Source organism: Pseudomonas sp. AMR01 (assembly GCF_041946035.1).
Taxonomy (GTDB): domain Bacteria; phylum Pseudomonadota; class Gammaproteobacteria; order Pseudomonadales; family Pseudomonadaceae; genus Aquipseudomonas; species Aquipseudomonas antarctica_B.
Genome location: NZ_JAUTYR010000003.1, coordinates 15,324 through 25,277 on the forward strand (window position 1 = coordinate 15,324; position 9,954 = coordinate 25,277).

General features: G+C 59.8%; 14 protein-coding genes. 8 read left to right on the forward strand and 6 right to left on the reverse strand.

Annotated features, from left to right (window positions below; translation table 11 throughout):
- Positions 1–92: 92 nt before the first annotated feature.
- Positions 93–311, reverse strand: coding sequence for a DUF1289 domain-containing protein (locus Q7C20_RS03595; RefSeq protein WP_348062444.1), 219 nt, complete (start codon positions 309–311; stop codon positions 93–95).
- Positions 312–313: 2 nt separating this feature from the next.
- On the reverse strand, positions 314–646 hold the full coding sequence (cyaY, locus tag Q7C20_RS03600) for an iron donor protein CyaY (protein WP_375065475.1): 333 nt from the start codon (positions 644–646) through the stop codon (positions 314–316).
- Positions 647–884: 238 nt separating this feature from the next.
- On the opposite strand from cyaY, the gene Q7C20_RS03605 reads away from it, so the two are divergent.
- Genes Q7C20_RS03605 through Q7C20_RS03630 form a run of 6 tightly spaced genes read left to right on the forward strand, consistent with a single transcriptional unit; the run spans position 885 to position 5,470 of the window.
- The gene (locus Q7C20_RS03605; RefSeq protein ID WP_078739734.1) at positions 885–1,055 is read left to right on the forward strand and encodes a lipoprotein; all 171 of its coding nucleotides are present in this window, start codon (positions 885–887) and stop codon (positions 1,053–1,055) included.
- A 9-nt stretch (positions 1,056–1,064) separates the two neighbouring features.
- On the forward strand, positions 1,065–2,312 hold the full coding sequence (lysA, locus tag Q7C20_RS03610) for a diaminopimelate decarboxylase (RefSeq protein ID WP_375065478.1): 1,248 nt from the start codon (positions 1,065–1,067) through the stop codon (positions 2,310–2,312).
- Between the two features lie 3 nt (positions 2,313–2,315).
- Complete coding sequence (gene dapF / locus Q7C20_RS03615; protein WP_375065480.1) at positions 2,316–3,146, forward strand: diaminopimelate epimerase; 831 nt, start codon at positions 2,316–2,318, stop codon at positions 3,144–3,146.
- Positions 3,147–3,159: 13 nt separating this feature from the next.
- Positions 3,160–3,876, forward strand: a complete 717-nt coding sequence (locus Q7C20_RS03620; RefSeq protein ID WP_348062472.1) for a DUF484 family protein — start codon at positions 3,160–3,162, stop codon at positions 3,874–3,876.
- A gap of 2 nt (positions 3,877–3,878) precedes the next feature.
- A complete protein-coding gene (gene xerC / locus Q7C20_RS03625; protein ID WP_348062176.1) occupies positions 3,879–4,778 on the forward strand; it encodes a tyrosine recombinase XerC in 900 nt (299 codons plus the stop codon).
- On the forward strand, positions 4,775–5,470 hold the full coding sequence (locus tag Q7C20_RS03630; protein ID WP_375065483.1) for an HAD family hydrolase: 696 nt from the start codon (positions 4,775–4,777) through the stop codon (positions 5,468–5,470). The genes xerC and Q7C20_RS03630 overlap by 4 nt, the downstream gene beginning before the upstream one ends.
- A gap of 105 nt (positions 5,471–5,575) precedes the next feature.
- Here the strand turns inward: Q7C20_RS03630 and sutA are convergent, their stop codons facing one another.
- The 4 genes from sutA to glnK form a co-directional block, all read right to left on the reverse strand.
- Positions 5,576–5,908, reverse strand: coding sequence for a transcriptional regulator SutA (gene sutA, locus Q7C20_RS03635; protein WP_375065485.1), 333 nt, complete (start codon positions 5,906–5,908; stop codon positions 5,576–5,578).
- Positions 5,909–6,009: 101 nt separating this feature from the next.
- Positions 6,010–6,435: a secondary thiamine-phosphate synthase enzyme YjbQ gene (locus Q7C20_RS03640; RefSeq protein WP_375065487.1), complete on the reverse strand. Its 426-nt coding sequence runs from the start codon at positions 6,433–6,435 to the stop codon at positions 6,010–6,012.
- 211 nt (positions 6,436–6,646) lie between these two features.
- A complete protein-coding gene (locus tag Q7C20_RS03645) occupies positions 6,647–7,987 on the reverse strand; it encodes an ammonium transporter (protein ID WP_375065489.1) in 1,341 nt (446 codons plus the stop codon).
- A 35-nt stretch (positions 7,988–8,022) separates the two neighbouring features.
- Positions 8,023–8,361: a P-II family nitrogen regulator gene (gene glnK / locus Q7C20_RS03650; RefSeq protein ID WP_002555808.1), complete on the reverse strand. Its 339-nt coding sequence runs from the start codon at positions 8,359–8,361 to the stop codon at positions 8,023–8,025.
- Positions 8,362–8,784: 423 nt separating this feature from the next.
- Between glnK and Q7C20_RS03655 the strand changes: the two genes are divergently transcribed.
- Positions 8,785–9,048 carry an accessory factor UbiK family protein gene (locus tag Q7C20_RS03655; protein ID WP_348061344.1) on the forward strand — a complete coding sequence of 88 codons (264 nt, stop codon included), beginning with the start codon at positions 8,785–8,787 and terminating at the stop codon, positions 9,046–9,048.
- A 369-nt stretch (positions 9,049–9,417) separates the two neighbouring features.
- Complete coding sequence (locus Q7C20_RS03660) at positions 9,418–9,942, forward strand: Bro-N domain-containing protein (protein ID WP_375065492.1); 525 nt, start codon at positions 9,418–9,420, stop codon at positions 9,940–9,942.
- Positions 9,943–9,954: the final 12 nt, after the last annotated feature.

Consider the following 9,954-nt stretch of genomic DNA (forward strand, 5'->3'; position numbering starts at 1 on the left):
ACCCCGCCAGGAAAAGGCGGGGTTCTCACGGGCCTCGGTGAGTTGAGGCGTACCCGGACACTACCACAGCGACACAAATAAACAAGGCGACCTCAGGCGTGCGCCCTGCGCTGCTCAGCCTGGGCACAAATCACCCGGCGGCGGGCATCGTCGGCGGAGCGCCATTCCCGGATGTCTTCCACATGACGGAAACAACCGAGGCAGACTTTCTGCTCGTCCAGGCGACACAAACTGATACAAGGTGACGGCACCGCCGGGCTGACATTGCTGAACAGCGGCTTGGGCGGGCGTACAGGTAAAGGCTGGGTCACAATCAAATCTCTTCGAAGTCCAGCTCAACGCCGGCTTGTTCCTTGACCAGACGCGTGAGCATTTCGCCCAACAGCTCTTCGCTCTTGTCGCACTGCCATTTGCCGCTTTCTTCGTCGTAGTCGAAGTGAAAACCACCGGAACGGGCCGCCAGCCACAACTGACGCAGCGGTTCCTGACGACTGAAAATCAATTGGCTACCATTCTCGAACTTCACGGTGAGCACACCGGCGGAGTTCTCCTGATCCAGGTCCTCGCCACTGTCGTCGAAAATATCTTCCAACTTCTCCTGGGTCGCATCCACCAAGTCGTGAAAACGGGCTTCGGTCAAACTCATTGTGGCAACCTCAAAAGTGTCTGGTTTTGCTCAAGCGCCGCACGATACGGGCGAGCCTCGCCGATTGCAAAGGATACCGATTTCATCCGCGCCAGCTGCAGGAAAAATACTCAGCAAGCGTAGCCTGCTTCGCAACGCTCTCGGCAAACCCCCGCCGGACGGGTATTTCAGCGCATAGGCAAGCTGGCGGGTGGTCGGTATACTCGGGCGCAATTAATGCATATTCAAGGATTTCGCCATGAAGCGCCTGATCTCTTCCCTCGCTGCGCTCGTCGCGGTCGCTTGCCTCGTTAGTGCCTGTGGTCAAAAAGGCCCGCTGTATCTGCCCGATGACAGCAAAGACCCGAATGACCAGGCGCAATCGTCGCAAAAGCCATCAAAAGCGCACAAGCACGACACCTACGAATAAGGGAAACCCATGGACGCTTTTAACTACCGGGACGGCGAGCTGTTCGCGGAAGGTGTGGCGCTGTCTGCGATTGCCGAGCGCTTTGGCACCCCGACCTATGTGTACTCCCGTGCGCACATCGAAGCCCAATACCGCTCCTTTACCGACCCACTGGCCGGCGTTCCACACATGGTGTGCTACGCGGTCAAGGCCAACTCCAACCTGGGTGTACTGAATGTCCTGGCGCGTCTTGGCGCCGGTTTCGACATCGTTTCCCGTGGCGAGCTGGAACGTGTGCTGGCAGCGGGCGGCAAGCCTGAAAAGATTGTGTTCTCCGGTGTTGGTAAAAGCCGCGAAGACATGCGCCGCGCCCTCGAAGTTGGCGTCCATTGCTTCAACATCGAATCCACCGACGAGCTGGAACGACTGCAGGTTGTCGCGGCCGAGCTGGGCGTTCGCGCGCCGATCTCCCTGCGCGTCAACCCGGACGTCGATGCCGGCACCCACCCGTACATTTCTACCGGTCTCAAAGAGAACAAGTTCGGCATCGCCATTGCCGACGCCGAGGACGTGTACATCCGCGCCGCCCAACTGCCGAACCTGGACGTGCTGGGTGTCGACTGCCATATCGGCTCGCAACTGACCACCCTGCCGCCGTTCCTGGATGCCCTCGATCGCCTGCTGGCGCTGACCGATCGCCTCGGCGAATGCGGCATCTACCTGCAGCACATCGACCTCGGTGGTGGTGTAGGCGTGCGTTATCGCGATGAAGAGCCGCCGCAAATCGCCGATTACATCCAGGCTGTGCGCGAGCGCACTGAAGGCCGCGGCCTGACCCTGATGTTCGAGCCCGGCCGTTATATCGTCGCCAACGCCAGCGTACTGTTGACCCAGGTCGAGTACCTCAAGCACACCGAATACAAGGATTTCGCCATCGTCGATGCGGCGATGAACGACCTGATCCGCCCGGCGCTGTACCAGGCCTGGATGAATGTCACTGCGGTAACGCCGCGCGAAGGCGCTGGCCGTGCCTATGACATCGTCGGCCCGATCTGCGAGACCGGCGACTTCCTGGCCAAGGATCGTCAGCTGACCCTCGAAGAAGGTGACTTGCTGGCCGTGCATTCGGCCGGTGCCTACGGGTTTGTCATGAGCTCCAACTACAACACACGCGGCCGTGCCGCCGAGGTGCTGGTGGACGGTGATCAAGCGTTTGAAGTGCGTCGCCGCGAGACGGTAGCCGAGTTGTATGCTGGCGAAAGCCTGCTGCCGGAGTAAGCCATGCTGCTGCGTTTTACCAAGATGCACGGGCTGGGCAACGATTTCATGGTCCTCGACCTGGTCAGCCAGCACGCGCACATTCTGCCCAAACACGCCAAACAGTGGGGCGACCGTCACACCGGGATTGGTTTTGACCAACTGCTGCTGGTGGAAGCACCGGGCAACCCGGACGTGGACTTCCGTTATCGGATCTTCAACGCCGACGGTTCCGAAGTGGAACAGTGCGGCAACGGTGCGCGCTGCTTTGCCCGCTTTGTGCTGGACAAACGCCTGACTGCCAAGCGCCAGATTCGCGTCGAGACCAAGAGCGGCGTGATCGAGCTGGACGTGCGCAGCGACGGCCAGATCAGCGTCAACATGGGCGCGCCACGCCTGGTGCCGGCGGACATTCCGTTCCAGGCCCCCGAGCAGGCCAACAGCTACGCGCTTGATGTGGATGGCCAGACGGTCGACATCGCCGCCGTGTCCATGGGCAACCCTCATGCCGTGCTGCGGGTCAACGATATCAATAACGCCCCGGTGCATGAACTGGGGCCGAAGATCGAACATCACCCGCGCTTTCCGGCACGGGTGAACGTGGGCTTTATGCAGGTGATCGACCGTTCCCGCGCGCAATTGCGCGTGTGGGAACGCGGCGCCGGCGAAACCCAGGCCTGCGGTACCGGTGCTTGCGCCGCTGCCGTGGCCGCGATTAGCCAGGGGTGGATGGACTCGCCCCTGCTGATCGACCTGCCCGGCGGACGTTTGTCCATCGAATGGGCAGGCCCTGGCCACCCGGTGTTGATGACCGGGCCGGCCTCGCGTGTATACGAAGGACAGGTCCGTCTATGAGTGAGCAAAGCCAATGACCGATAAGCCTCAAGTACCCGCCCAATCATCCCCGAGCGAAAGCCTGGAGGCCGCTGCAGTCGCGGCGTACCTTGAGGCTAATCCGGACTTCTTCGTCGAACACGAAGAGCTGCTGCCGGCCTTGCGCATTCCCCACCAGCGCGGCGATACCGTGTCGCTGGTGGAGCGGCAAATGAAGATTTTGCGCGAGCGCAACATCGAAATGCGCCACAAGCTCTCGCACCTGATGGACGTCGCCCGCGACAACGACCGCCTTTTCGACAAAACCCGCCGCCTGATTCTGACGCTGATGGACGCCACCAGCCTGGAAGAAACCGTGATCGCCGTGGAAGACAGCCTGCGCCAGGACTTTCAGGTGCCGTTTGTCAGCCTGATCCTGTTCAGCGACAACCCGATGCCCGTGGGCCGCTGGGTCAACGGCAGCGAAGCACAAACCGCCATCGGTGGCCTGTTGTCGGAAGGCAAGACCATCAGCGGCACCTTGCGTGAGCACGAACTGGACTTCCTGTTTGGCGCCGAACAGCGCCAACAGATCGGCTCTACCGCCGTGGTCGCCCTCAGCCACCAGGGCCTGCACGGCGTACTAGCCATCGCCAGCCGAGACCCTGCGCACTATAAAAGCTCGGTGGGCACGCTGTTTTTGACCTACATCGCCGAAGTGCTGGGCCGCGTCTTGCCGCGCTTCACCACCGCCCTGCGCGCGGTGCGCTAGCCATGGAACGGCAACTGGACGCTTACTGCGCTCACCTGCGCAACGAGCGCCAGGTGTCACCCCATACCCTGGAAGCGTACCGGCGAGACCTTAACAAGGTGTTGGCGTACTGCGAAAAACAGCACATCAGCAGTTGGAAGACGCTGGATATCCAGAACCTGCGCAGCCTGATCGCGCGCCTGCACCAGTCGGGCCAGTCATCGCGCAGCCTGTCTCGCCTGTTGTCGGCGGTGCGCGGGCTTTATCACTACCTCAATCGCGAAGGCCTGTGCGACCACGACCCGGCCAATGGCTTGTCTCCCCCCAAGGGCGAGCGGCGCCTGCCCAAGACGCTGGATACCGATCGCGCCCTGCAGCTGCTTGACGGTGCCGTCGAGGATGACTTCCTGGCCCATCGCGACCAGGCGATCCTTGAGCTGTTTTATTCCTCAGGCTTGCGCCTGTCGGAGCTGACAGGCCTCAACCTCGACCAACTCGACCTCGCGGACGGCCTGGTGCAAGTCCTCGGCAAGGGCAGCAAAACTCGCGTTTTGCCGGTGGGCCGCAAGGCGCGTGAAGCCCTGCAACTATGGCTGCCACTGCGCCTGCTGACCAACCCGGCGGACGACGCGGTGTTTGTCAGCCAGCAAGGCCGACGCCTCGGCCCGCGCGCCATTCAACTGCGGGTGAAGGCGGCGGGCGAACGTGAACTGGGGCAAAACTTGCACCCGCACATGCTGCGTCACTCCTTTGCCAGCCACCTGCTGGAATCATCCCAGGACCTGCGCGCCGTGCAGGAACTGCTCGGCCACGCCGACATCAAGACCACGCAGATTTATACCCACCTCGACTTCCAGCACCTCGCAACGGTGTACGACAGCGCCCATCCACGGGCCAAACGCATCAAGGGCGGCGACTCATGAGTATCAAGCTGATTACCTTCGACCTGGACGATACACTCTGGGACAACGTACCCGTGATCATTGGCGCCGAAGCGTCGATGCGTGAATGGCTGGCGGTAAACGCCTCACAGGTCGGCGACCTGCCGCTGGAGCACTTCGCCAAGCTGCGCCAGGCTGTACTGGAACGTCATCCCGAGCTGAAATACCGCATCAGCATCCTGCGCCACCGTGTGCTGATGCACGCGTTTGAAGAGGCGGGTTATCCACAGCCGCAGGCCACTGAAATGGCGGACGTGTGCTACGAGGCGTTCATCCATGCGCGGCATCAACTCACGCCGTTCCCCGAGGCTGAGCCCATGCTTCAGGCATTGCGCGAGCATTTCCTGCTGGGCGTGATCACCAACGGCAACGCTGACGTGCAGCGCGTTGGCCTGGCCGACTACTTTCACTTTGCCCTGCGCGCCGAAGATATAGGCATTGCCAAGCCGGACGCGCGACTGTTTCAGGAAGCGTTACAGCGCGGTGGCGTGGACGCGAGCCAGGCGGTGCATATCGGTGATCACCCGGGCGATGACATCGCCGGGGCGCAACAGGCAGGGCTGCGGGCGGTGTGGTTCAACCCGACGGGCAAAGCCTGGGAAGGGGACAAAAAACCGGATGCGCAGATTCGTAACCTGAACGAGCTACCGCCATTGCTGCAAAGCTGGCAGTAACACCAGCTCCCACATTTGATGGATAGTGACTGGTAGGCATTTATTCCAGGCATGAAAAAGCCCGCAGCGACGGCGGGCTTTCTCACATAAGCCTGCAACAACCCTTTAAATAGGGCGGCTGCCGTACTTGTTATCCGGCTTCTTGGGCGGATCGGCAACCACGTTAGGCTCAACTTCGACCACTCTGCCGCCTTTAGCGAGGAATTCTTCCATCGCACGGGCCAGCGCATCGCGCTCTTTGTTCTTGGCTTCAACGCTTGGCAGCTCGTCTACCGACACTGCAGCCTTGGCTTTGCCCTTGGCAACTTTGGCAGGCGCGTCTTCGCCACCGTCATCGCCCTCGTCAGCAACGTCTTCGACTGCCGCTTCAAGGCCTTCTTCGGTGTCGTCTTCGTCACCTACTTCGAGTTCGTCGGTTTCCAGATCATCGTCGCTCATGTTCTACCTCATGACTTGCGAAAAGCAGATTAGTTATAGCCCAGCTTCACCCTCTGTCGAGGTCGCCGGATAAAATCATCATCCGCTGGATGACCAGCGGCTTATGCCCCATCACCGTGCAAGGTGGCGAGGACTTTACGAGCACCGCCATGATCACGGTGCTCGCCCAGATAAACACCTTGCCAGGTCCCTATCGCCAAACGGCCAGCGTTCACTGGCAAACTCAGCTGACAGCCCAGAAGACTGGCCTTGAAGTGCGCCGGCAGATCATCCGGGCCTTCGTCGTTATGTTCGAACCCTGCACGCCCTTGCGGCACCAGCGAGTTGAAAAAACGCTCGAAGTCACGGCGCACCGCCGGGTCGGCATTCTCGTTGACCGTCAACGAGGCCGAGGTGTGCTGCAGCCACAGATGCAACAGGCCCACACGGCACGCCTTCAATTCAGGCAAGCCGGCGAGCAACTCGTCTGTCACCAGGTGAAAGCCCCGGGGCTTGGCCCGCAGGGTAATCAGGGTCTGTTGCCACATACAGTTCTCCGCCCATCGGCGCGCATTCTAGCGCGCTCTGGGAAAAAACAAAGTGTCGAATACGCCTACATACCTGTAAGACTTTCGCACGCTGAAAAGTGCCGCGTGCGCTGCATCACAAACTTTGCGTAAAAACCGCTACAGCGCCCTATCACAGACAAACGCCAGACAAAAAAATGCCCGGCAAGCCGGGCATCTTTTTTACACGTACTTACAAGTTGTAACCGCGTTCGTTGTGTTGCGCCAGGTCGAGACCCACGGCCTCTTCTTCGTCGGTAACCCGCAGGCCCATGACCGCATCCAGCACCTTGAGGATGATGAAGGTCACGATGGCCGTGTAGATCACGGTGAAGCCGACGCCCTTGCACTGGATCCAGACTTGCGCCGCGATGTCAGTGGTGGCCGCGTTGAAGCCGCCCATGGAAGGCGCTGCGAACACGCCGGTCAGGATCGCGCCGAGAATACCGCCGATACCGTGCACGCCGAAGGCGTCCAGGGAGTCGTCGTAGCCCAGTTTGCGTTTCAGGGTAGTGGCGCAGAAGAAGCACACTACGCCAGCCGCCAGACCAATCACCAGAGCGCCCATTGGGCCCACGGTGCCGGCAGCCGGAGTGATTGCCACCAGGCCCGCAACGACACCCGAGGCAATGCCCAGTGCGCTTGGCTTACCGTGAGTGACCCACTCGGCGAACATCCAGCCCAGCGCCGCAGCAGCGGTAGCGATCTGAGTGACGAGCATCGCCATGCCGGCAGTGCCGTTGGCCGCAGCAGCGGAGCCAGCGTTGAAGCCGAACCAGCCAACCCACAGCATCGCGGCGCCGATCAGGGTGTAACCCAGGTTGTGCGGTGCCATTGGGGTGGTCGGGAAGCCTTTACGCTTGCCGAGTACCAGGCACGCCACCAGGCCAGCCACACCAGCGTTGATGTGCACCACGGTGCCGCCAGCGAAGTCCAGCACGCCCCAGTCGCCCAGCAACGAACCCGGACCGCCCCACACCATGTGGGCAATCGGTGCGTAAACCAGGGTGAACCAGATGCCCATGAAGATCAGCATCGCGGAGAACTTCATACGCTCGGCGAAAGCACCGACGATCAGCGCCGGAGTGATGATCGCGAAGGTCATCTGGAAGGTGATGAATACCGACTCAGGAAACAACGCCGCCGGGCCGGTGATGCTGGCCGGGGTCACACCCGAGAGGAACAGTTTGGACAAGCCACCCACAAACGAGTTGAGGTTGACCACGCCTGCTTCCATACCGGTCGTGTCGAATGCCAGGCTATAGCCGTACACGAACCACAGAATGGAGATCAGGCCAGTGATGGCGAAGCACTGCATCATCACCGACAGAATGTTTTTGGAGCGAACCATGCCGCCGTAGAACAGCGCCAGGCCCGGAATAGTCATGAACAGCACCAGCGCGGTGGATGTGAGCATCCATGCCGTGTCGCCGGAATTGAGGACTGGAGCTGGGACTGGGTCCGCCGCCAATGCCAGGGCCGGCATTACGAGGGACAACAGGGCTCCTAGCCCTGCGAATTTACGCAGAGTCATATTGTTTTCTCCTGGGGCGTTGGGGGTTTGGCGGCTTAGATTGCGTCGGTATCGGTTTCGCCGGTACGGATGCGAATAGCCTGTTCCAGATTAACCACGAAGATCTTGCCGTCACCGATCTTGCCGGTGTTGGCCGCCTTGGTTATCGCCTCGATAACCCGGTCAAGATCCTTGTCGTCAATGGCGACATCAATCTTCACCTTTGGCAGAAAATCGACCACGTATTCCGCGCCGCGATACAGCTCGGTGTGACCCTTCTGCCGACCGAAGCCTTTGACCTCAGTAACGGTAATGCCCTGCACGCCGATCTCGGACAACGACTCGCGTACATCGTCCAACTTGAACGGCTTGATGATGGCAGTGACTAGCTTCATGAAAACTCTCTCCCGAATTGGTGGACTTGCCCCAGGAAAACAAACCCGTCTCAAGTCTAAGCGCAGTGCCTGGCTTTGTAACGCGTCGTCGCCTCGGCATTTGCCGTTGCGACACCAGCGAACCACTGGTGACTAAACCTGTACCCCTGATCCGTCGGCGCACTGCATTCGTCACAGCGACTGCATCAGTGCATGGGTCATGATCGTCTAAGCAGAAACCTTGCCAGCTCCATAAAAATCACTGAAATCAGTCCGTTGCCCACTTAAGCCCACCTTCGGGGCTTTTCGGCAGCACCAATGCGCACCTAAACAGTGCGCGACTGCCCGGCCCGCTGCGCGAAAAGCGTGCGCCGCCGGCCATGAAAAAGACTATAGACGGTGCGTGATACACTGCCCGCCAACAGTTTTTCCGGAATATTTCCCATGCTCGCGCCCAAAGACCTCCTCGACGCCCTGAGCGGCCACGCCTCTCGCCTGTTCAGCGGCGAAACCCCGCTGCCCCGCAATGAAATCGAAAGCCAGTTCAAGGCGCTGCTGCAAAGCGGCTTCAGCAAGCTCGATCTCGTGAGCCGGGAAGAGTTTGATAGCCAGATGGTGGTGTTGGCGCGCACGCGTGCACGGCTGGAGAGTCTGGAAGCGAAAGTCGCCGAGCTGGAAGCGCGATTGACGCCGACCTCGGCTGAGTAAACGGATCTCTTGGAACTGATGGGAAGGCTGCAATGGTCTTCCAACTATCCTCATCCAGCGCACGCCTTCAGGAACCTTCCTACGACGTGCGATAATGTTTTCCGATAGCATCGCAATGCCCTATCTCTTTAGGCTGCTCGCTGCTGAACATTCAGCGCTGGGTTTGGCGACCCGGAAAGCTTGCGACGCAAAGCGTTCACAATCCGATATCGGGCATACCCCGACTCGTTTTATGGCGGCTGTGTGTGGGAGACCTCAGGGTCTGCCGGTATTCGCTTGCACCGGCTCGCCAACCCGCACGCAGCTGCCACCCTTATCGTTTGGCGACGGTAAACGGCAGTCCTCTCAAGCGAATATGGGTACTGCACCATGGAAAACGATCACCTTATTCCTCATGTGTTTAAGCGGCACAATCTGCATCTTCATGCGCTCTTACTGGAGAACCAGGCTTGGTTCAGCGCACGTGATTTGGGTCGGTTGTTGAGGCTCTATTTGGACGAGCGAGCGTTGCGTAAGCTGGATTCGGATCAACATCAATATCGAAGGGCGCTCCATCATGGTGCTGTCGAACGGACACTGCTGATCAGTGAGTCGGGGGTCTACGCGCTTCTGATTTACCACTATTGCCCGGAGTATCGAAGTCTTCGGGAGTGGCTAACGCACGACGTTGTTCCCGCCATACGCGATGCGCGAAAAGGGACCAATTGTGATCATCCAATTCTGAGTTTGTTAGATTGGCCAAAGACGTCTCTTAGCCTTCTACATTGGAACAATCAGACATGGATAAGGCTACAAGACGTCCCGCACATGCTTCCAGAACCCGCCCGCACACATGGAAAGAAAAAACTAGCTTGGTGGAAACGCAGCGATCGACCCCAATCGGCAAACAAATAAACAATATATTAA